At 67.9% G+C, this 20,760-nt stretch carries 20 protein-coding genes; 12 read left to right on the forward strand and 8 right to left on the reverse strand.

What is annotated here, in order from left to right; genetic code table 11:
• Positions 1-175 precede the first annotated feature (175 nt).
• Complete coding sequence (locus tag NS1_RS07290; protein ID WP_062982757.1) at positions 176-952, reverse strand: SDR family oxidoreductase; 777 nt, start codon at positions 950-952, stop codon at positions 176-178.
• Positions 953-1,022: 70 nt separating this feature from the next.
• Between NS1_RS07290 and NS1_RS07295 the strand changes: the two genes are divergently transcribed.
• The 4 genes from NS1_RS07295 to NS1_RS07310 are packed head-to-tail and all read left to right on the forward strand — an operon-like array spanning position 1,023 to position 4,499.
• Positions 1,023-1,787, forward strand: a complete 765-nt coding sequence (locus tag NS1_RS07295; protein WP_056818882.1) for an enoyl-CoA hydratase family protein — start codon at positions 1,023-1,025, stop codon at positions 1,785-1,787.
• Complete coding sequence (locus NS1_RS07300; RefSeq protein ID WP_062982758.1) at positions 1,784-2,674, forward strand: CoA transferase subunit A; 891 nt, start codon at positions 1,784-1,786, stop codon at positions 2,672-2,674. Before NS1_RS07295 ends, NS1_RS07300 begins: the two co-directional genes overlap by 4 nt.
• Positions 2,671-3,417 (forward strand): CoA-transferase subunit beta, encoded by a 747-nt coding sequence (locus tag NS1_RS07305; RefSeq protein WP_062982759.1) that lies wholly within the window; start codon positions 2,671-2,673, stop codon positions 3,415-3,417. The genes NS1_RS07300 and NS1_RS07305 overlap by 4 nt, the downstream gene beginning before the upstream one ends.
• On the forward strand, positions 3,414-4,499 hold the full coding sequence (locus NS1_RS07310) for an NAD(P)H-dependent flavin oxidoreductase (protein WP_056818888.1): 1,086 nt from the start codon (positions 3,414-3,416) through the stop codon (positions 4,497-4,499). The genes NS1_RS07305 and NS1_RS07310 overlap by 4 nt, the downstream gene beginning before the upstream one ends.
• A gap of 146 nt (positions 4,500-4,645) precedes the next feature.
• Here NS1_RS07310 and NS1_RS07315 read toward each other — a convergent pair whose 3' ends face one another.
• The 5 genes from NS1_RS07315 to NS1_RS07335 form a co-directional block, all read right to left on the reverse strand.
• Complete coding sequence (locus NS1_RS07315) at positions 4,646-6,607, reverse strand: molybdopterin-containing oxidoreductase family protein (protein ID WP_062982891.1); 1,962 nt, start codon at positions 6,605-6,607, stop codon at positions 4,646-4,648.
• Positions 6,608-6,756: 149 nt separating this feature from the next.
• Positions 6,757-7,956, reverse strand: coding sequence for an acetyl-CoA C-acetyltransferase (locus NS1_RS07320; protein WP_062982760.1), 1,200 nt, complete (start codon positions 7,954-7,956; stop codon positions 6,757-6,759).
• A gap of 10 nt (positions 7,957-7,966) precedes the next feature.
• Positions 7,967-8,587, reverse strand: coding sequence for a TetR/AcrR family transcriptional regulator (locus tag NS1_RS07325; protein WP_062982761.1), 621 nt, complete (start codon positions 8,585-8,587; stop codon positions 7,967-7,969).
• Positions 8,588-8,633: 46 nt separating this feature from the next.
• The gene (locus NS1_RS07330) at positions 8,634-9,440 is read right to left on the reverse strand and encodes an SDR family oxidoreductase (RefSeq protein WP_062982762.1); all 807 of its coding nucleotides are present in this window, start codon (positions 9,438-9,440) and stop codon (positions 8,634-8,636) included.
• Positions 9,437-10,624: an acyl-CoA dehydrogenase family protein gene (locus tag NS1_RS07335; RefSeq protein WP_084503571.1), complete on the reverse strand. Its 1,188-nt coding sequence runs from the start codon at positions 10,622-10,624 to the stop codon at positions 9,437-9,439. The genes NS1_RS07330 and NS1_RS07335 overlap by 4 nt, the downstream gene beginning before the upstream one ends.
• Positions 10,625-10,703: 79 nt before the next feature.
• Between NS1_RS07335 and NS1_RS07340 the strand changes: the two genes are divergently transcribed.
• The 8 genes from NS1_RS07340 to NS1_RS07375 all read left to right on the forward strand — a co-directional run bounded on the left by NS1_RS07340 (position 10,704) and on the right by NS1_RS07375 (position 19,146).
• Positions 10,704-12,269 (forward strand): FadD3 family acyl-CoA ligase, encoded by a 1,566-nt coding sequence (locus NS1_RS07340; protein ID WP_062982764.1) that lies wholly within the window; start codon positions 10,704-10,706, stop codon positions 12,267-12,269.
• Positions 12,266-13,141 (forward strand): enoyl-CoA hydratase, encoded by an 876-nt coding sequence (locus tag NS1_RS07345; protein ID WP_062982767.1) that lies wholly within the window; start codon positions 12,266-12,268, stop codon positions 13,139-13,141. Before NS1_RS07340 ends, NS1_RS07345 begins: the two co-directional genes overlap by 4 nt.
• Complete coding sequence (locus NS1_RS07350) at positions 13,142-14,284, forward strand: acyl-CoA dehydrogenase family protein (RefSeq protein WP_062982769.1); 1,143 nt, start codon at positions 13,142-13,144, stop codon at positions 14,282-14,284.
• Between the two features lie 28 nt (positions 14,285-14,312).
• Complete coding sequence (locus NS1_RS07355) at positions 14,313-15,350, forward strand: acyl-CoA dehydrogenase family protein (RefSeq protein ID WP_062982771.1); 1,038 nt, start codon at positions 14,313-14,315, stop codon at positions 15,348-15,350.
• A gap of 65 nt (positions 15,351-15,415) precedes the next feature.
• On the forward strand, positions 15,416-16,465 hold the full coding sequence (locus NS1_RS07360) for an acyl-CoA dehydrogenase family protein (RefSeq protein WP_062982773.1): 1,050 nt from the start codon (positions 15,416-15,418) through the stop codon (positions 16,463-16,465).
• Positions 16,466-16,595: 130 nt separating this feature from the next.
• Positions 16,596-17,048 (forward strand): MarR family winged helix-turn-helix transcriptional regulator, encoded by a 453-nt coding sequence (locus NS1_RS07365; protein WP_062982775.1) that lies wholly within the window; start codon positions 16,596-16,598, stop codon positions 17,046-17,048.
• Positions 17,049-17,064: 16 nt separating this feature from the next.
• Entirely contained in the window at positions 17,065-18,312 is a 1,248-nt protein-coding gene (locus NS1_RS07370; RefSeq protein WP_084503572.1) for an MFS transporter, read from the forward strand.
• Between the two features lie 84 nt (positions 18,313-18,396).
• Positions 18,397-19,146, forward strand: a complete 750-nt coding sequence (locus NS1_RS07375) for a DUF427 domain-containing protein (protein ID WP_062982776.1) — start codon at positions 18,397-18,399, stop codon at positions 19,144-19,146.
• Here the strand turns inward: NS1_RS07375 and NS1_RS07380 are convergent, their stop codons facing one another.
• Entirely contained in the window at positions 19,147-19,527 is a 381-nt protein-coding gene (locus NS1_RS07380; RefSeq protein WP_056818908.1) for a hypothetical protein, read from the reverse strand.
• Positions 19,527-20,702, reverse strand: coding sequence for a 3-ketosteroid-9-alpha-monooxygenase, oxygenase component (locus NS1_RS07385; protein ID WP_062982777.1), 1,176 nt, complete (start codon positions 20,700-20,702; stop codon positions 19,527-19,529). The genes NS1_RS07380 and NS1_RS07385 overlap by 1 nt, the downstream gene beginning before the upstream one ends.
• Positions 20,703-20,760 lie beyond the last annotated feature (58 nt).

The raw sequence follows: 20,760 nt of genomic DNA on the forward strand, positions 1-20,760 counted from the left end.
CCCTGTGGGCCTCACATCCGAAGGGCGATACTGCGCCTTCGGCGTTCCGTCTCGCCCTTCGGATGCGAGGCGGCCGAAAATCGTGGTGGTTGGGTTGGGCGGGTGGCGTTGGTTGCGGCAGGTGGGGGACGTTCAGTCGCTAGACGAGGTGACTACTGAGGGTTCGCATCGGCGGCTAGTTGTTCGCATTGGCGGCGTCGAGGAAGGCAGGGCGTTCGCCGCCGCCGTGGACGACTAGGGCGGCGCCGGTGATGTGGGCGGCCAGGGGTGAGGCCAGGAAGAGGGCGGCGTTGCCGACGTCGGCGGGGCTGGCGAGGCGGCCGAGGGGGACGGTTTTCGCGACGGCCGCCACTCCCTCGGCGTCGCCGTAGTGCAGGTGGCTGAGTTCGGTCTCCACCGGGCCGACGACGACGGAGTTGAGCCGGACCTTCGGAGCCCACTCGACTGCCAGCGAGGAGACCAGATTGTCCAGGCCCGCCTTGGCCGCACCGTAGGCGGCGGTGCCCGGCGAGGGCCGGTGCCCGCTGACGCTGGTGATCATCACGATCGAGCCGCCCGCGTCCTGCTTCTGCATCAGCGCATTGGCCTGCTGGGAGATCAGCAGGGGCGCGAGCAGATTCAGCTCCACGATCTTGGCGTGGAATTTGGGGCTCGCGGCCTCGGCCATCGCGAACGGGGCGCCACCGGCGTTGTTCACCACATGATCGACCCGGCCGTACCTGGCGAGGATCTCGGCGAACATCGCCGCGACCACGTCGGCGTCGCGCACATCGCAGGTGAGGTGCTCGGTGTTGCGGCCGCCTGCCGTGATCGGTTCGTCGGCCGGTCTGCGCGCGCAGGTCAGCACCGTCGCGCCCGCGGCGAGGAAGGCCCGGCTGATTCCGGCGCCGACGCCGCGTACGCCGCCCGTCACCAGAACGATCTGCTCGGAAAGGTCGATTTCTACAGCCACCGTGTTAACCTACCAAGCAATTGCTTGCTTTGTCTCGGGTTCGCCGGGGCGCGCACGAGGAGACATCGCGATGGGGATTAACCGTCACACCGAAGCCGACGGGGTAGAGGTCGTCACAGTCGACTATCCGCCGGTCAACGCCCTGCCCTCGGACGGCTGGTTCGCACTGGCCGACGCCGTCAGAGCAGCGGGCCGTAATCAGGAGACCCGGGTGGTCGTCCTGCGCGCGGAAGGCCGCGGGTTCAACGCGGGCGTCGACATCAAGGAGATGAACGCCGACGTCGGCCATACCGCGCTGATCCGCGCCAACCACGGCTGTTTCGACGCCTTCGCCGCGGTCTACGACTGTGAGGTGCCCGTGGTCACCGCGGTGAACGGCTTCTGCCTCGGCGGCGGCATCGGCCTGGTCGGCAACTCCGATGTCATCGTCGCCTCCGACGACGCCACCTTCGGCCTGCCCGAAGTGGACCGTGGCGCGCTCGGCGCCGCAACGCATCTGTCTCGGCTGGTCCCCCAGCACCTGATGCGCACCATGTTCTACACCGCGGGCAAACTCACCGCCCAGCAGCTGCACCACTTCGGCTCCGTGTACAAGGTGGTGCCGCGCGCCGAGCTCGACGCCGCCGCGATGGACGTCGCCAAGAACATCGCGAACAAGGACGGCCGCGTGATCCGGGCCGCCAAACGCGCGCTCAACGGCATCGACGTGCAGGACGTACACCGTTCCTACCGCTACGAACAGGGCTTCACGATGGAGCTCAACCTCGCCGGGGTCGCCGACGAGATCAGGGCGCGCTTCGACGACGATCTCGCCGCGCAGAAGAAGGAGAGCTGAAAGCCATGCGCGACAAGAGAATGACCCTCGACGAGGTGGTCGGTGAGCTGCGCAGCGGCATGACCATCGGGATCGGCGGCTGGGGTTCGCGGCGCAAGCCGATGGCGCTGGTGCGCGCGCTGCTGCGCTCCGATGTCACCGACCTGACCGTGGTCACCTATGGCGGCCCCGACCTGGGCCTGCTGTGTTCGGCGGGCAAGGTCCGCAAGGCGTACTACGGGTTCGTGTCGCTGGATTCTGCGCCGTTCTACGACCCGTGGTTCGCGAAGGCGCGCACCGAGGGCGCGATCACCGTGCGCGAGATGGACGAGGGAATGGTGAAGTGCGGGCTGCAAGCGGCCGCGGCGCGACTACCGTTCCTGCCGATCCGGGCCGGGCTCGGATCCGCCGTGCTCGACTTCTGGGAGGGCGAGCTGAAGACCGTCGCGTCGCCGTATCCCGCCGCCGACGGTCGCGTCGAGACCCTGGTCGCGATGCCGGCGCTGAATCTCGACGCGTCGTTCGTGCACCTGGATCTGGCCGACAAGCACGGCAACGCGGCCTACACGGGCGTCGATCCGTACTTCGACGATCTGTACTGCCTGGCGGCGGAGCGTCGCTATGTCTCGGTGGATCGCCTCGTCGAGACCGAGGAACTGGTGAAAGCCGTTCCGCAGCAGTCGATCATCCTCAACCGCATGCTGGTCGACGGTGTGGTCGAGTCGCCCGGTGGCGCGCACTTCACCTTCTCCGGCAGCTACGGGCGGGACGAGAAGTTTCAGAAGCACTATGTGGCCGCCGCGAAGACGCCGGAGTCGTGGGCCGAGTTCAAGGCTCGCTACCTGGATGTCTCCGAAGAGGAATACCAGTCCGCCGTGGCCGCGTTCGCTGAGGAGCAGAAGCTATGACTATTACTCGTGCTGAGGTCTGCGTCGTCGCCGCCGCGGAAATCTTCCGCGGGGCCGGTGAGATCATGGCCAGTCCGATGTCGACGGTCACCACCATCGGCGCCCGGCTGGCCCGGCTCACCTTCGAACCCGACCTGCTGCTCTCCGACGGCGAGGCGCTGTTCTTCGCCGAGGTACCGGCGATCGGCGCCAAAGCCCCTGTCGAGGGCTGGATTCCGTTCTCCCGGGTGTTCGACGTGGTCGCCTCGGGCCGTCGCCATGTGGTGATGGGCGCCAACCAGATCGACCGGTTCGGCAACCAGAACCTGTCGGCCTTCGGTCCGCTCCAGCAGCCGACCAGGCAGATGTTCGGTGTGCGTGGCGCGCCGGGCAACACCATCAACCACGCGACCAGCTACTTCGTGCCCCGGCACAACAACCGGGTGTTCGTCGACAAGGTCGACATCATCTCCGGAATCGGTTACGACCGCATCGATCCCGAGAATCCCGCCTACCGCTTCCATCACCTGCACCGCGTGGTGACCAACCTGGGCGTGTTCGACTTCAACGGTCCCGACCACACCCTGCGCGCACTGTCGCTGCACCCGGGCGTGAGCCCGGCCGAGGTCGCGGAGAACACCTCCTTCGAGATCGCCGAGCTGGGTTCGGCGGGCGAGACCAGGCTGCCGACCGAGGAAGAGCTGCGGATCATCCGAACCGTGCTCGATCCCAAGGGTTTCCGGGAGAAGGAAGTAGCGGCATGAGCGCGCGCTTGCGGACCCCGCTGACCGAGTTGGTCGGGATCGAGCATCCCATCGTGCAGACCGGGATGGGCTGGGTCGCCGGTCCCCGCCTGGTCGCGGCCACCGCCAACGCGGGCGGACTCGGCATTCTCGCCTCGGCGACCATGACTTTCGAGGAGCTCGAGGCGGCGGTCGCCAAGACCAAGTCGCTCACCGACAAGCCCTTCGGCGTGAATATCCGCGCCGATGCCACCGACGCTCCCGAACGCATCGAACTGCTCATCCGTGAGCAGGTGCGGGTCGCGTCGTTCGCGCTGGCGCCGAAGAAGGAACTCATCGCTCGGCTCAAAGACGCCGGGGTGGTGGTCGTTCCGTCGATCGGCGCGGCCAAGCACGCGGTGAAGGTGGCCTCGTGGGGCGCCGACGCGGTGATCGTGCAGGGCGGTGAGGGCGGCGGGCACACCGGACCGGTCGCCACCACCCTGCTGCTGCCGTCGGTGCTCGACGCCGTCGACATCCCGGTGATCGCGGCGGGCGGCTTCTTCGACGGTCGCGGTCTGGCTGCCGCGTTGTCCTACGGCGCGGCGGGCGTCGCGATGGGCACCCGCTTCCTGCTCACCCAGGAGAGCACCGTCCCCGAGGCGGTGAAGCAGGAGTACCTGGCCCGCGGCCTCCAGGACACGGTGGTGTCGGTGAAGGTCGACGGCATGCCGCACCGGATGCTCAACACCGAGCTGGTCGAGAAGCTGGAACACTCCGGCGGCTGGCGCGGGCTGTCGGCCGCGGTGAGCAACGCCGCCAAGTTCAAGAGCATGACCGGCATGAAGTGGTCCACGCTGATGCGCGACGGCCTGGCGATGCGAAAGACCAAGGACCTCAGCTGGTCTCAGGTCGTGATGGCGGCGAACTCGGCGATGCTGACCAAGGCCGGTCTCGTCGAGGGTCGCACCGACGCGGGCGTACTGCCCGCGGGCCAGGTCACCGGCATCATCGACAGCTTGCCGACCGTGGCCGAACTGGTCGAACAGATCGTCGCCGACGCGGTGGCCCGGATCGCCGCGGTGAGCGCGTTGACCAGCGAGCCCGCCGCCGAAGCGCGCTGACCGGTCGAAGCTCGCCCCCGACTCGACGGCCTGGAGCGTCCGTCGAGTTCGCCGGGTGATCAGAGCGCCGGACCAGGTGCGACGCCCACAAGGCGCGCCCGGGTCCGGCGCTTTTCGCTGTTGTCCGTGACGCCCCCGGCGAAAAACTATCGCAGCGCGACCTCGACGCGATTGTCGTGGAAGACCGCGCCGCCTCCGTAGTCCGAATCACGTTCGGCGATCGTGGCATTCACGGTCGCGCCGCCGGTGAACTTGGCCCAGCGACCTTTGGTCGTGCCCGCGACGCCGGGCCGGACCCGGTCCGATACCTCGGCGACGGCCTCGAAGGAACCGCGGGCGTTGGACACGATCACCGCGGCGCCATCGGCGATACCGCGTGCGGAGGCGTCGTCGGGATGCAGTGTGATGCTGGATTCGCCGGCGCGACGTCGCAATTCGGGGTTGGAGCCGAAGGTGGTGTTCAGGAAGTAGTGCGAGGCGGCGGAGATCAGCACCAGGCCCTCGCCGGGGTCGGCGGGCGGGGTGTAGGCCGGTAGCGCGTCGTGACCGGCCAGTTCCGCTCTGGCGGAGACGAACTGGAGCTTCCCCGCGGGAACCGGGCCTGCCTGTACCTTCAGGAATCCGTCGGCCCTGAGACGTTCGAGGTCGTGGCCTTTCAGCAGTTGTCTGGCCAGTTCTTCGTCGGAGTCGTAGAGCGCGGGCTCGGTGAGACCGAAGCGCCGCGAGAGTCGACGGAAAGTCTCTGTGGTGGAAAGGCATTCGCCGGGCGGCTCGACGGCCGGTTCGTTCCAGATCAGATAGAGGTGCCCGTAACCGGCGAGCACGTCGAGGTGTTCGGGCTGCATCGTGGCGGGCAGGACGATGTCGGCGTAGTCGACGGTGTCGGTCCCGAAGTGCTCGAGGACCACGGTGAACAGGTCTTCGCGGGACAGGCCCTCGATCACGCGACGTTGGTCGGGGTTCGAGCCGACCGGATTCGCCCCGATCACGAACAGCGCCTTGACCGGCGGACCGTCGGTCTCGAGCAGGGCTTCGCCGAGCCGGGTCATCGACAGGGTGCGGACCGGTCGCGGCAGCAGGTCGTCGCGACGCAGCGCGGCCTCGTCGAGGCGGAAGTGCCCACTCGTCGAATAGTGCAGTCCCCCACCGGGTATCGCCCAGTCGCCGGTCACGCCGGGCAGGCAGCCGAGTACCCGCAGCGCCATACCGCCGCCCGCGTGTCGCTGCATACCTTGCGAGGCGCGGATTGCGGTCGGCCTGGTGCGGGCGATCCGCTCACCGAGCGCGACGATCTGTTCTTCCCGCAGGCCCGTGATCGCGGCGACGCGTTCGGGCGTGTATTCCTCGATACGGTCACGGAATTCGGGCCAGCCCTCGGTGTGCTCGGCGATGAATTCGGTGTCCTGCGCGTCCAGCGACACCACCACGTGCAGCAACCCGAGGGCCAGCGCCGCGTCGGTGCCGGGCAACGGCGCGAGGTGTTCGTCGCAGCGCTCGGAGGTCTTGGTGCGGATGGGGTCGATGGAGACCAGGTAGGCGCCGCTGTCCTGGATGAACTTCCACAGGTGGTGCCCGGAACTGAGCGGATTGGTGCCCCACAGCAGGATCAGCTTCGACTTCGCGAAGTCCTCGGGATCCATGCCGCCGGAGGTGCCGAGGGTGTAGCGAAGGCCCGCGCCGCCCGCGACCGAGCAGATGGTCGGCGCGTGGTGCGACGCGCCGAGCAGGTTGAACATCCTGCGCCCCGGAAAGCCTTCCAGCCCTTGGATATAGCCCAGGCTGCCGGTGCCGTGGAACGGCCAGACCGCCTCACCACCGAACTCGTCGATGATGCCGGTGACCCGGGTGGCGATCTCGTCGAGCGCGGTGTCCCAGCTGATCCGCTCGAACCGCCCCGACCCCTTCGGCCCGACCCGGCGCATCGGATACCTGAGCCGATCCGGCGCGCCGACCTGCTCGAGATAGCGGTTCACCTTCACGCACAGCGCACCGCGCGTGACCGGGTGTTGCTTGTTCCCTCGTAGCCCTGTGGCCACCCCGTCCTCGACGGTCACCACCCACGAGCACGCGTCGGGGCAGTCGAGCGGGCATGCACCGAGCACCTTCACCAAGCCATCATAGGTGGGATGAATCACCCTCGCCGAGACCGGAGGTGCCCGACACGCTGCGGCGCTGGGATGTGGCGACCCACTGGTGGTGAACGAAGAGTGGTCCCCGGCGAAATACGCCGAGGACCACCACTTTTCGTAGTGCGGAGCTACTTCTTGTCGGCGTCCAGACGCTCGATGATCGTCACGTTGGCCGTGCCGCCGCCTTCACAGATGGTGAGCAGGCCGTAGCGGCCGTTCACGCGCTCGAGCTCGTTGAGCAGCGTGGCGAACAGCTTGGCGCCGGTCGCGCCGAGCGGGTGGCCGAGCGCGATGGCGCCACCGTTGACGTTCACCTTCGCCGGATCGGCGCCGATCTCCTTGATCCAGGCCAGCACCACCGGGGCGAAGGCCTCGTTGATCTCGATGACGTCGATGTCGTCGATGGTCAGGCCGGTCTTCTCCAGCGCCCACTGGGTGGCCGGGATCGGTGCGCTCAGCATGAAGATCGGGTCGGCGCCGCGCGCGCTGACGTGGTGGATGCGGGCACGCGGGGTCAGGCCGTATTCCTTGACCGCCCACTCGGAGGCGAGCAGGGTGGCGCTGGCGCCGTCGGAGATCTGGCTGGCGACCGCCGCGGTGAGCGGGCTGCCCTCCGACAGCGGCTGCAGCGTCGCCATCTTCTCCAGGCTGGTCTCACGCGGACCCTGATCGACGGTGAAGTCGCCGACCGGCACGATCTCGTTGTCGAAACGGCCCTCGGCGATGGCGGTCTTGGCGCGCTGATGGCTCTGCAGCGCCCAGCGCTCCATGTCCTCGCGGCTGATGCCCCACTTCTCGGCGATCATCTCCGCGCCCTTGAACTGGGAGACCTCACCGGTGCCGTAGCGCGAGTCCCAGCCCTTCGCGCCGATGAACGAGGACTCGAAGCCGTAGGGCTTGCCCGCGATCATGGCGGCGCCGATCGGGATGGCGCTCATGTTCTGCACGCCGCCTGCCACGATGACCTCGGCGGTGCCGCTCATGATGGCCTGCGCGCCGAAGTTGATCGCCTGCTGGCTGGAACCGCACTGCCGGTCGACGGTGACGCCGGGCACCTCTTCGGGGTAGCCGGCGACCAGCCACATGGTGCGGCCGATATTGCCCGCCTGCGGACCGAGATTGTCGACACAGCCCACGATCACGTCGTCGACGACGGCCGGGTCGATGCCGGTGCGCTCGACCAGGCCACGCAGCGCGGCGGCGCCGAGATCGGCGGAGTGCACCTCGGCCAGCGCGCCACCGCGCTTGCCGACAGCGGTACGTACCGCATCGATCACATAGGCCTCCCGTAGCGGGGCGTAGGGACGGCGCTCGGCGGATGCGGTCATGTTGGAACTCCTATTTCGCGGTGCCCTCGGGCACGGTCAGCCCGTCGAGCACGATGGTGAGATATTGCTGAGCAAGGGTTTGCACGGTGATCGGGCCACCGGGGGTGTACCAGCGCACCGCGACCCACACGGTGTCGCGCAGGAAGCGGAAGGCCAGTTCCACATCGAGTTCGGCACGGAAGCTGCCGTCGGCGACGCCGGCGGCGAGCACGCGGTGCCACAGCTCGCGGAACTCGGTGTTGAAGTCGCGGATGTAACCGAAGCGCTCGACATCGCGCAGGTTCTTCGCCTCGGCCTGGTAGATCGCGACGGCGGCGTGATGCCGGTCGAACGACTCGTAGGAGGCGATCACCAAGGACTCCAACGTGTCTCGCGAGCTCAGGCCGGCGGCCGCGATCTCGCGGTAGCGGCCGAACAGGTCGTCGAGGAAGCCGCGCAGGATCTCGTCGACCATCGATTCCTTGGAATCGAAGTGGTGGTAGAGGCTGCCGGAGAGGATGCCCGCCGAGTCGGCGATGTCGCGCACCGTGGTGGCACGCAGTCCACGTTCGGCGAACAGGTCGGCGGCGAGACCGAGCAGTTCAGCGCGGCGGGTGCGTTTCACGGTGTCGGGTGCGGTCACACCCGTCATCGTACAACCAAGCACTTGCTTGGTTCAGGGTTACCCGCCACGGCGATCATGCGCGCTGACTGCTCACCGAGACAACCTCGCCGGTCAGATACGAGGTGTAGTCACTGGCCAGCATGGCGATCGTCGCCGCTACTTCCCACGGTTCGGCGGCGCGACCGAAGGCCTCGCGCTCGCTGAGCGAGTCGAGCAACTCGGCCGAGCTCACCTTGTCGAGGAACGGATGACGGGCGATGCTCGGCGCGACGGCATTGATCCGCACGCCGAATTCGGCGCCTTCGACCGCGCTGCACCTGGTCAGCGCCATCACGCCCGCTTTCGCGGCCGCGTAGTGCGCCTGGCCGTGCTGGGCACGCCAGCCCAGCACCGAGGCATTGTTGACGATCACGCCGCCGTGGCCCGCGCCACGGAAGTAGCCGAGAGCGGCCCGGGTGCAACGGAACGTGCCGGTGAGGGTGATGTCGAGAACCTGGTCCCACTGCTCGTCGGTCATGTCGACCACCGGGGTCTCACCGCCGAGGCCGGCGTTGTTGACCATGATGTCGATCCGGCCGAGTTCCTCGGCGGCCGCGCTGATCAGCTGGTTGACCTGCCCGGTGGCGCGGACGTCGCACACCACGGCACCGACCGTGCGCTCCGGGAAATCCTTCGAGAGCAGCTCGGCGGTTTCGGTCAACCGCCGTTCGTGCCAATCGGAGACGACGACATCGGCGCCTTCCTGGAGAAGCCTGCGCGCGGTGGACGAACCGATACCGGTGCCCGCCGCCGCGGTGATCACGGCCTTGCGGCCGGTCAGCAGGCCGTGCCCGGGGATCGGCGCCGGAGCGACCGACAGCGGGGAATTCTGCTCGGTCACGGGCGCGCCTCTCGCGGCAGACCGAGCACCCGCTCGGCGATGATGTTGCGCTGCACTTCGTTCGAACCTCCATAGATCGTGTCGGCGCGGCTGAACAGGTACAGCCGCTGCCATGCGGTCATGTCGTCGGGGCCGGTGAGCAGGCCCACCGCGCCTTGCACGGCCATCGCCAGTTCACCGAGGTCGCGATGCCAGTTGCCCCACAACAACTTCGACACGGAGGCCCCGCCCGCGTCGTCGTGGTCCTCGCTCATGGTGCGCAGCGCGTGCGCGCGCAGCACCCGCAGTCCCACCCAGGCGCGATCGAGGCGATCAGCGATCAGCGGGTCGTCGGCGGCGCCGGTGCGCCGGGCCAGGTCTTCGATGTCGGAGAGTTCACGCGCGAAGCGGATCTGCTGGCCGAGGGTGGAGATGCCGCGCTCGAAGGTGAGCGTGCCCATCGCGATTCGCCAGCCGTCGCCCGGCGCGCCGACCACCAGGTCCGCGTCGGTGACGGCATCGTCGAAGAAGACCTCGTTGAATTCGGAGGTGCCGGTGAGCTGTTCGATCGGCCGCACTTCGATGCCCGGCTGGTTCATCGGGACCAGCAGATAGGACAGGCCCTTGTGACGGCTCGAGCCGCGCTCGGTGCGGGCGATGACGAAGCACCAGTCGGCGACGTGCGCGAGCGAGGTCCAGATCTTCTGGCCGTTGATCACCCACTTGTCGCCGTCGAGGCGCGCGGTCGTCACGACGGCGGCCAGGTCGGAGCCGGCGCCGGGCTCGGAATAGCCCTGGCACCACAGTTCGCCGACCGAGCGCACGCCCGGCAGGAAGCGCTTCTTCTGCTCATCGGTACCGAAGGCGAGCACGGTGGGGCCGAGCAGTTCCTCGCCCACATGCGAGACCCGAGCGGGCGCGTCGGCCTTGGCGTATTCCTCGTGGAAGATCACCTGCTGACGCACGCTGGCGCCGCGACCGCCGTATTCGACCGGCCAGCCGAGGCAGGTCCAGCCCGCCGCGGCGAGGTGTCGGTCCCACGCCAATCGCTCTTCGAAGAATTCGTGCTCGCGGCCGGGTCCACCGGTGCCGCGCAGGTCAGCGAACTCGCCCGAAAGATTCTCGGCGAGCCAATCGCGTATTTCCGCGCGAAACTCCGCGTCGGAAGTCGCGGTATCGGAATCTGAGGTCTGGATCACGCCCACCTCGGTAGGATAACCTACCAAGCACTTGCTTTGTTAGCTGCTTCGGAAGAACAGCGAACCGCACAACGGTGAGGACCCCGTGACACCCCCTGCACAAACCACTCCGCAGGCGCTGCGACACATCGCAGCGGCGCATCCGCACGAGCCTGCCCTGATCGACGGCGCGATCCGCCTGGACTGGACCGAGCTGCTCGACCAGGTCCGGGTGGCCGCCCGCGCCCTGATCGCCCGTGGCATCTCCCCTGGCGACCGGGTCGCGATGTGGGCGCCGAACACCTATCACTGGGTGATCGCCGCCCTGGCCGCGCATTCTGTCGGGGCCGCGCTGGTGCCGCTGAACACCCGGTACGTGGCGGCCGAGGCCGTCGATGTGCTGGCCCGCGTCGATGCGAAGGCTCTGTTCGTCGCCGGTCCTTTCCTCGGTCGCGATCGAGCGACGGAACTGGCGGCGGCGGCACCGGAACTGGGCATCGGGACCGTCGTCGTGATCCCGATCGGAGACGAACCGGCCCGCGCCGCGGGGGCGCCCACACCCACGACCCTCACGTGGGACGAGTTGCTCGAACAGGCCGCGACCGTGTCCGAAGCGGTCGGCGAGGAGCGGGCCGCCCAGGTCTCCCCCGACGACATCTCCGACATCCTGTTCACCTCCGGCACCACCGGCCGCAGCAAGGGCACGCTCGTCGCGCACCGGCAGGCCCTGGATGTGGTGCGCGGGTGGGTCGAGTGCTCGACTCTGCGCGTGGGCGACCGCTACCTGGTGATCCCGCCGTTCTTCCACAACTTCGGGTACAAGGCGGGCATTCTCGCGTGCCTGGTCACCGGGGCCACGATCGTGCCGCAGGCCACCTTCGACGTGCCCGCCGCACTGGCGCTCATCGAGTCCGAGCAGATCACCGTGCTCACCGGTCCCCCGACGATCTACCAGACCATCCTCGAGCATCCACAGCGCGCCGACCGTGCGCTGACCTCGCTGCGGGTAGCGGTGACCGGCGCGGCGACCGTGCCGGTGGTCCTGATCGAGCGCATGCGCGACGACCTCGCCTTCGAGGTGGTCATTACCGCCTACGGCCTGTCCGAGACGGCCGGTTTCGGCACCATGTGCCGCCCCGAGGACGACGCCGCCACCATCGCCAACACCTGTGGACGACCGATCGCGGGCTTCGAGCTGCGCCTGTCCGACGCCGGTGAGGTGCTGCTGCGCGGACCGAACGTGATGCTCGGCTACCTCGACGATCCCGAGGCCACCGCCGAGGCCATCGACGCCGAGGGCTGGCTGCACACCGGCGACATCGGCATCGTCGACGAGCGCGGCTACCTGAAGATCACCGATCGGCTCAAGGACATGTACATCACCGGCGGATTCAACGTCTATCCCGCCGAGATCGAACAGACCCTGGCCAGGCTCGACGGTATCGCCGAGTCCGCGGTGATCGGCGTGCCCGACGAGCGGATGGGCGAAGTCGGCAAGGCCGTCGTGGTCCGCAGGGCCGGATCCACGCTGACCGCCGACGAGGTGATCGCCTTCGCCGCGGGTCAGTTGGCGAATTTCAAAGTGCCCAGGCTCGTCGAGTTCCGCGACCAGCTGCCCTACAGCGCCGCGGGCAAGGTGCTCAAGCGTGAGCTACGTGAGGAGAAGTCGTGAGTCCCGAAACCGAGGCCGAGGTCGTCACCTATGAGGTGCGTGGACCGGTCGCCGTCGTCACCATGAACCGGCCCGACTTCCGCAACGCGCAGAACTCGAAGATGACCTACGCCCTCGACGCCGCCTTCGTGCGGGCCGTCGAGGATCCCGAGGTCAAGGTGATCGTCTTGGCGGGCAACGGGAAACACTTCAGCGCCGGGCACGACATCGGCACGCCGGGTCGCGACCACGATGCGCACTACGAGAACAAGGCCGCGCTGTGGTGGGACCACCTCGACCGCCTCGGCGGCGATCAGCGGTTCGCGCGCGAGTCCGAGGTGTATCTCGGCATGTGCAGGCGCTGGCGGGAAATCCCCAAGCCGATGGTGGCGATGGTGCAGGGCGCGTGCATCGCGGGCGGGCTCATGCTGGCCTGGGTGTGCGATCTGATCGTCTGCTCCGACGACGCGTTCTTCTCCGATCCGGTGGTCCGGATGGGCATTCCGGGCGTGGAGTACTTCGCGCATCCGTGGGTGATGGGTCCGCGCGCGGCCAAGGAGTTCCTGTTCACCGGTGACCGGTTCGGGGCGGCGCAGGCCAAGGAGTGGGGCATGGTCAACCGGGTCGTGCCGCGCGACGAGCTCGAGGCCGAGGTGATGGGCCTGGCCGAGAAGATCTCCGCCATGCCGCAATTCGGGCTCGCGCTCACCAAGAAGGCTGTCAACCAGGCCGAGGATCTGATGGGCATGCGCTCCGGCATGGACTCTGTCTTCGGCCTGCATCATTTCGCACACGCGCACAATGCCGAGGTCGGCGCCGATTCGCTCGGCGGGATGAACGCCCGCTCGATGAAGGGCGCCGCCACCTCCGCCGAACAGAACGGGACGAAGTAAGTGGATCTCGAGATCGACCCGGCTGCCCGGGAATTCCAGCTGGAGGTGCGCGAGTTCCTCGCCGCCAATGTTCCCGCCGAACCATTGCCGTCGATGGACACGGCGGAAGGATTTGCCGCGCACCGGGAATGGGAGGCGAAGCTGGCGCAGGCGCGGCTGTCCGCCGTCTCGTGGCCGCGCGAGTTCGGCGGGCGTGACGCGTCGATCCTGGAATGGGTGCTGTTCGAGCAGGAGTACTACGCCGCAGGCGCACCGGGGCGAGTCGCGCAGAACGGCATCTTCCTGCTCGCGCCGACCCTGTTCGAGCACGGCACCCCCGAACAGCTCGCGCGGATCCTGCCGCGCATGGCCCGTGGTGACGACATCTGGGCGCAGGCCTGGTCGGAGCCGGAGTCGGGCAGCGACCTCGCGAGCCTGCGCTCGACCGCTCGACGCACCGAAGGCGGCTGGCTGCTCAACGGCCAGAAGACCTGGAGTTCGCGTGCGTCCTTCGCCGATTGGGCGTTCGGCCTGTTCCGCAGCGATCCCGAGGCCCAGCGCCACCACGGACTCACCTACGTGATGTTCCCGCTCACCGCCGAAGGCGTGAGCGTGCGCCCGATCCCCCAGCTCGACGGCGAACCCGGCTTCGCTGAGATCTTCCTCGACGATGTCTTCGTGCCCGACCACGATGTGATCGGCGGGGTGAACGAGGGCTGGCGCGTCGCGATGGCGACCTCGTCGAACGAACGCGGCCTCTCGCTGCGCAGCCCGGGGCGGTTCAGCGCCACCGCGCAGCGGCTCGTCGAGCTGTGGCGCGAGACTGCCGACCCGAGCGATACCGCGGCCAGGAACTCGGTGGTCGACGCCTGGCTCGGCGCCGAGTCCTACCGGCTGCACACTTTCGGCACCGTCACTCGCCTCACCGACGGCGGCCAACTCGGCGCGGAATCGTCGATCACCAAGGTGTACTGGTCCGAACTCGACATCGCCATGCACGAGACGGCGCTCGACCTGCTCGGTACGGCCGCCGAGCAGCGCAGCAACTGGACCGATGGCTATCTGTTCTCGCTCTCCGGCCCGATCTACGCGGGCACCAACGAGATCCAGCGCAACATCATCGCCGAGCGCATCCTCGGCCTGCCCCGCGAGAGCAAGCGATGAACGTGCATTTCTACTCAGGAGGCCTGCGATGAGATTCGCGCTCAGTACCGAACAGCTCGACTTCGCCGCCGAGCTGCGCAAGATCCTCGAGGCAGGCCAGGCGCCCGCCGCGGTGCGTGCCTGGGCGGACGGTGACCCCGCCAAGGGCCGCGCGCTGCTGCGGCAGATCGCCGAGATGGGCGTCTTCGGCTTGATCGTCGACGAGAAGTACGACGGGGCGGACGCGACCACGGTCGATCTCGTCGTCGCGCTGATCGAACTGGGTCGTGGCGCTGTCCCCGGCCCGGTGATCGAGTCGGCTGCCGTCATTCCAGCTCTGCTGCAACGCCTTCCGGACGACGCTTCGGCGCAGCGGTGGTCGCCCGCGCTCGCGAGCGGCGACGCGCTCGGCACCGTCACCTTCGAGCCGCAGCGCGGCATCGCTCTCGACGCCGATATCGCCGAGCCGGTACTCGTCGCCACCGACGGTCGGCTGACGCTCGGTCTGCCGGCCGGCTCCGGCCGGGACGCGACAACGGAGCCGGTGACCTCGATCGACCCCGCCCGCAAGCTGTTTCGCGTCACGGCCGACGAACTGATCGCCGAGGGTCCCGAGGTCGAAGCCGCCATCGACTACGCCTTCGACATCGGCGTTCTCGCCTGTGCCGCGCAGCTCCTCGGCGCGGGCCGCTCGATTCTCGAGCAGACCACCTCGTACGCCAAGCAGCGCAAGCAGTTCGGTCGCGCTATCGGTGAATTCCAAGCGGTGAAGCAGCAACTCGCCGATGTGCTGATCGCGCTGGATCTGGCCGAGCCGCTGGTGTACCGCGCGGCGCTCACCCTGGATTCCGCCGACCGCGCTCGCGATGTCTCGGCAGCCCTGGTGACCTGCGGCGACGCTGCTCATCGCGCGGCGCGCGCCGGGCTCCAAGTGCACGGTGCCATCGGCTACACCGCGGAGTTCGACCTGTCGCTGTGGCTCACCAAGGTCGCCGCCCTGCGCACTGCCTGGGGCACAGCCGATTTCCATCGGGGCAGGATCGCCGACGCCCTACGCGCCGCCGAACCCGCTGCAGCCACGAGCTGACACCGCGATGCCACCGCCGACCCAGGCCGAACACCGCGCCATCACCGAGCCTTACGAGGAACTCCATGTCATCGAATGAACTACTCGAATTCCGGACCTCCGTGCGGGCCCTGCTCGGCAAGCACGCGACGTCGGCCGCGCTGCGTACCGCGATGGACACCGACCTCGGGCACGACCCGAAGTTGTGGCGGATGCTGTGCGAGCAGGTCGGTGTGGCCGCGCTCGCGGTGCCGGAGGAGTGGGGTGGCGCGGGGGCAGGCCTCGTCGAATCACTCATGGTGGTCGGCGAGTTGGGACGGACGCTGAGTGGGGTGCCGATGCTCGGGTCGGCGGTGCTCGGGGTGCAGGCGATCCTGCTGGCCGACGACGAACCGTCCTGCGCCCGACTCTTGCCCGACCTGGCCGACGGGTCGCGCACCGCGGCCCTGTGTTGGGCCGATGCCAACGGCTGGGATTCGCTCGGCGTCGGCGTGACCGAGGGGAAGCTCAGCGGCGCGGCCCATTACGTGCTGCACGGTGCGCAGGCCGACCTGCTGTTGGTACTGACCGACGAAGGGCTGTTCGAGACCACAGCCGACGCCCCCGGCGTGGTCGTCACCGCGACCCCCGCGCTCGACCCCACGCGCAAACTCGCCACCATCACCTTCACCGATGCCCCCGCCACCCGGATCGGCACCGGCGACCCCGCGACGCTGCGCCGCCGGTTGCGCGAAATCGCCTGGGCGGCGCTGGCGGCCGAGCAGGTCGGAGCGGCAAGGCACTGCCTCGAGATGACGGTCGAGTACACGGCATCGCGCGTGCAGTTCGGACGCCCGATCGGCAGCTTCCAGGCGCTCAAACACCGGATGGCCGATATGTACGTGCTGGTCGAGTCGGCCGAATCGGCGGCGCTGGCCGCTGCCCAGGCAGTCGCCGAGAACAGCCCGTCGGCCGCGGAGGATGCCTGGGTCGCGCGCAAGCACTGCACCGAGACCTTCTCCACGGTGGCGGCCGAGACCATCCAGCTGCACGGCGGCATCGCCATCACCTGGGAGCACGACGCCCACCTCTACTTCAAGCGGGCCCACGCCACCGCCGAGCTGTTCGGCACCGGCAGGCGCCCGGTCGCGGCCTAGCCGATATTCACCGAAAGCCCTGGCCGCAGCCCCGCGGCCAGGGCTTTCGGCATGCTGTGCGTCACTTCACCGGCCTCGGGCCCGGATCCCCACTGGATTTAGATAGTTAGCTTATGTAATATTAAACCTCGTGAAGCAGACACCGCAGCCATCCGCGGACGACATCGTGGTCGACCTGTTGGTCACTGCTGGTCGGCTCACCCGACTGGCCGGGGCGATCAGCAACGACGATCTGCCCCGCGCGGTCCTGCGGGCCCTGGCCGTGCTCGACGAGCACGGCGGTCTGCGGGTGAGCGATTTCGCTCGGATCGACAGATGTTCCCAACCGGCGGCAACGGCGCTGATCGGTCGACTCGTCACCGACGGATTCGCCACCCGCACCAAGGACCCGCACGATTCCCGGGCAGCGCTCGTCGAGCTCACCCCGGCCGGCCGGTCCCGACTCACCGAGGCCAGGCGCGCGTTCGCCGCCGCCATGGCACCCGGACTCGCCGATTTCGATCTCGACCGGCTGATCCGTCTCGACACCGACATGAACGACCTGCTGACAGCCCTCCGCTCGGTTGCCCGCGGTCATCAGTGAAGCAACAGGAGCGCCAGTGAGCATCCCCCAGTTGACTCGCGACAACACTGCCGCAGCCACTTCCCCATCCGGCCAGCCCAAGGCTGTCTGGGCCGTCGCCTTCGCCAGCGTGATCGCGTTCATGGGCATCGGCCTCGTCGACCCCATTCTCAAGCCGATCGGCGAACAGCTGAACGCGACGCCGTCCCAGGTGTCGTTGCTGTTCACCAGCTACATGGCCGTGACCGGTGTCGCCATGCTGGTCACCGGCGTGATCTCGAGCCGCTTCGGGGCGAAGAAGACGCTGCTGTCCGGGCTGGCGATCATCATCGTGTTCGCCGCGCTGGCCGGCATGTCCGGCAGCATCGGCGAGATCATCGGCTTCCGCGCGGGCTGGGGCCTCGGCAACGCCCTGTTCATCGCGACGGCGCTGGCCACCATTGTCGGCGCGGCCACCGGCGGCGTCGCCAAGGCGATCATCCTCTACGAGGCCGCGCTCGGTATCGGCATCGCGACCGGCCCGCTGCTGGGCGGTGTGCTCGGTGGCATCAGCTGGCGCGGACCGTTCTTCGGAGTGTCGGTGCTGATGGCCGTCGCCTTCATCGCGATCATCGTGCTGCTGCCCGAGATGCCGAAACCGGCGCATCCGACCTCGATCACCGCGCCGTTCAAGGCGTTGCGGCACAAGGGATTGCTGACCGTCAGCATCACCGCGCTGCTCTACAACTTCGGGTTCTTCACCCTGCTCGCGTTCACCCCGTTCCCGCTGGACATGGGCACCTACGCGATCGGCTTCATCTTCTGCGGCTGGGGCATCCTGCTCGCCCTGTCCTCGGTGTTCCTCGCCCCGAAACTGCAGGCGCGCTTCGGTTCGCTGCCGATGATGGCCCTCTCGCTGGCCCTGTTCGCGATCGATCTGGCCGTGATGGGGATGTTCACCGAGCACAAGATCGTGCTGATCGTCGGCGTCGTGATCGCCGGTGCGTTCCTCGGCGTGAACAACACACTGATCACCGAGGCCGTGATGATCTCGGCGCCGGTCGAGCGCTCGACCGCGTCGGCGGCCTACAGCTTCGTGCGATTCGGTGGCGGCGCGGCGGCGCCGTGGGTGGCGGGCAAGCTCGGTGAGCACAATATGTCGCTGCCGTTCTGGCTCGGCGCGGCCTTCACCGCCGCCGCGGTGGCGGTGCTGTTCCTCGGGCGCGGCGCGCTCGCCCACATCGACGATCACGACCCCGCCCCGCACTCCGTCGAGGAAGCACAGGCCATCACCGTCGGCGATTGACCCCTCCCCGCCGGTGCACCCGAATCGCCCCTGGTACCACGAGTATCAGGGGCGATTCGCTGTCTCGGGCGTAGCGTCGATGCCATGGCCGAGAACCGACGCGGGCGCGTCAAGGTGGAAACGGGACAGAAGCGGGTGCGGGTCTATCTGCGCGGGAAGCTGGTGGCCGACACCGTGCGGCCGCTGCTGGTCTGGGAAGTCCCGTATTACCCGACCTACTACGTGCCGCTCACCGACGTGCGCGCCGACCTGGACCCGAACGGGATCACCGAGCACTCCCCCAGCCGCGGCGACTCGACCGGATACGACGTGGCGGTCGAGGGCCTGCGGGCCGAGGGCGCTGCGCTGCGCTACCTCGACTCACCGCTCACGGAACTGAAAGACGCTGTGCGACTGGATATCGCCGCCTTCGACTGGTTCGAGGAAGACGAGCAGGTGTTCGTCCATCCCCGCGATCCGTATTCGCGCGTGGACATCCTCGGCAGCTCGCGACATGTGCGGGTGGAGATCGACGGAGTCACCGTGGCGGACTCGCACTCGCCGCGCATTCTGTTCGAAACCGGTTTGCCCGCACGGTATTACCTGCCGCTGACCGATGTCCGGATGGATCTGCTCACCGCGTCCGACACCCACACCAGCTGCCCGTACAAGGGCACCGCGGACTACTGGAATGTCCGGGTCGGCGACACCGATCACCCGGACGTCGTCTGGATCTATCGCACGCCGCTGCCGGAGAGCCAGAAGGTGGCCGGGTTGGCGTGCTTCTACAACGAGAAGGTCGACATCTACCTGGACGGTGTGCGACAGGATCGCCCGCACACACCGTTCAGCTGACTATTCGCCGACCTCGAGGACGCCCTCATCGACCGCCCACTTGATCGACTTCTCCAGTGACGGACACGATTCCGGCCGACCCGGCCGCGCACCGTGCGCGGTCAACTGCGCGAAGATCGGGCAGTGCGCGTCGGGCCGGTCGGTCCACTGCACCGAGGTCTGGTGCGCGCTCGCCTTGCGCACCAGCACCTGCGCCGAACATGTCTGGCACCGCAGTGGCGTCATGCCCGAGTCGAGGTAGTGCTGTTTGTCGACCACGGTTTGCGCCTGCACTGCGGCCCGTCGCACGGGCTGATCAGCGAAATCGGGTGCCTTGGCCCAGGTCGGAGCGGGCCGCGACGGATCGCCGGACCTTTGCGGCTCGCCCGACCTGGAACTCATCACACGCCCGCTTCCTCGGACTCGGCCTTGCGGCGCAGGTTCTCCGCCACCTCGGCCTCCCACGCCTGATTCGCCTTGGTCGTATCGACCTCGAATTCGAAGCGCTGGGTCATCTTCTCGGTGACGTCGGCGACGTCGACGTAGAACTGGTCGTACCAACGGCGCAGCTGGTAGACCGGGCCGTCCTCCTCGCAGAGCAGCGGGTTCTCGACCTTGGACTTGTGCTTCCAGATCTCCACGTCCTGCAGGAAGCCGTCGCCGAAGAACTTGGCCATCGTGTCGGCCAGCTTCTTCGCGGCCTCGTCGGGGAGACCCTTGGGCTTCTCGACGCTCAGGCCCCACTGCAGCACGAACGAATCCTGGCTGACCGGGTAGTGACAGTTGATCAGCTGGACCTTGATCTCGTACCCGCTGTAGATGTTCACCAGCGGATTGATCATGTAGGACGGTCCGAAGTAGGACGCCTCCGACTTCAGCAGCGTGTCACCGCCGTGCTTGGCGGCCATGCCGACGTCGGGACGACCCTTGGTCTCCAGGAACTGCGTCGCCACATGCCCTTCGAAGACGTTCTTGAAGAACGTCGGGAAGGCGTAGTGGATGTAGAAGAAGTGCGCCATGTCCACGACGTTGTCGATGATCTCGCGGCAGTTGGCGCCCTCGATCAGCAACGAGTCCCACGTCCAGTCGGTCCAGCCGCTGTTATGGGTCTCGGTCGGATTGCCCTGTTCATCGGTGTACGGACCCTCGATATACGGGATCGTGACCTCCGAGGGCGGTTCGTTGCCCTCGTGATCGTGCCAGATGTAGAGCTGGCCGTTGCGCTCGAGCGTGGTCCACTTCCTGGTGCGGGCCAGCGGCGGAACGCGGCGCGCGTACGGAATCGCGGTGCACTTTCCGCTCGCGCCCCAGCGCCAGTCGTGGAACGGGCAGGCGATGTCGTCGCCCTTCACCGTGCCCATGCTCAGATCGCCGCCCATATGCCTGCAGTAGGCATCGAGCACGCGGATCTGGTCGTCGGTATCGGTCCACACGACGAGCTTGGTACCGAAGATCTCGACCGCGTGCGGTTTGCCGTCGCGGAACGTCGCCGCGAGACCGACACAATGCCAGCCGCGTGCGAACCTCGTCGGCGGTGCACCGACGTCGAGTTCCCTCACCTTGGGGTTGATCGCCATCCCGAACCCTCCTCGTTCACTAGAACACGTTACAAAACTGAGCCACTTCACGCCAGTT

Source organism: Nocardia salmonicida NBRC 13393, assembly GCF_001613085.1.
Lineage (GTDB): Bacteria > Actinomycetota > Actinomycetes > Mycobacteriales > Mycobacteriaceae > Nocardia > Nocardia salmonicida.

Excerpts from the sequence above, each read along its gene's own strand:
- NS1_RS07295 (WP_056818882.1), top strand. The coding sequence starts at position 1,023 with ATGGGGATTAACCGTCACACCGAAGCCGACGGGGTAGAGGTCGTCACA.
- NS1_RS07305 (WP_062982759.1), top strand. The coding sequence starts at position 2,671 with ATGACTATTACTCGTGCTGAGGTCTGCGTCGTCGCCGCCGCGGAAATC.
- NS1_RS07310 (WP_056818888.1), top strand. The coding sequence starts at position 3,414 with ATGAGCGCGCGCTTGCGGACCCCGCTGACCGAGTTGGTCGGGATCGAG.
- NS1_RS07320 (WP_062982760.1), bottom strand. The coding sequence starts at position 7,956 with ATGACCGCATCCGCCGAGCGCCGTCCCTACGCCCCGCTACGGGAGGCC.
- NS1_RS07325 (WP_062982761.1), bottom strand. The coding sequence starts at position 8,587 with ATGACGGGTGTGACCGCACCCGACACCGTGAAACGCACCCGCCGCGCT.
- NS1_RS07355 (WP_062982771.1), top strand. The coding sequence starts at position 14,313 with ATGAGATTCGCGCTCAGTACCGAACAGCTCGACTTCGCCGCCGAGCTG.
- NS1_RS07360 (WP_062982773.1), top strand. The coding sequence starts at position 15,416 with ATGTCATCGAATGAACTACTCGAATTCCGGACCTCCGTGCGGGCCCTG.
- NS1_RS07375 (WP_062982776.1), top strand. The coding sequence starts at position 18,397 with ATGGCCGAGAACCGACGCGGGCGCGTCAAGGTGGAAACGGGACAGAAG.
- NS1_RS07380 (WP_056818908.1), bottom strand. The coding sequence starts at position 19,527 with ATGAGTTCCAGGTCGGGCGAGCCGCAAAGGTCCGGCGATCCGTCGCGG.
- NS1_RS07385 (WP_062982777.1), bottom strand. The coding sequence starts at position 20,702 with ATGGCGATCAACCCCAAGGTGAGGGAACTCGACGTCGGTGCACCGCCG.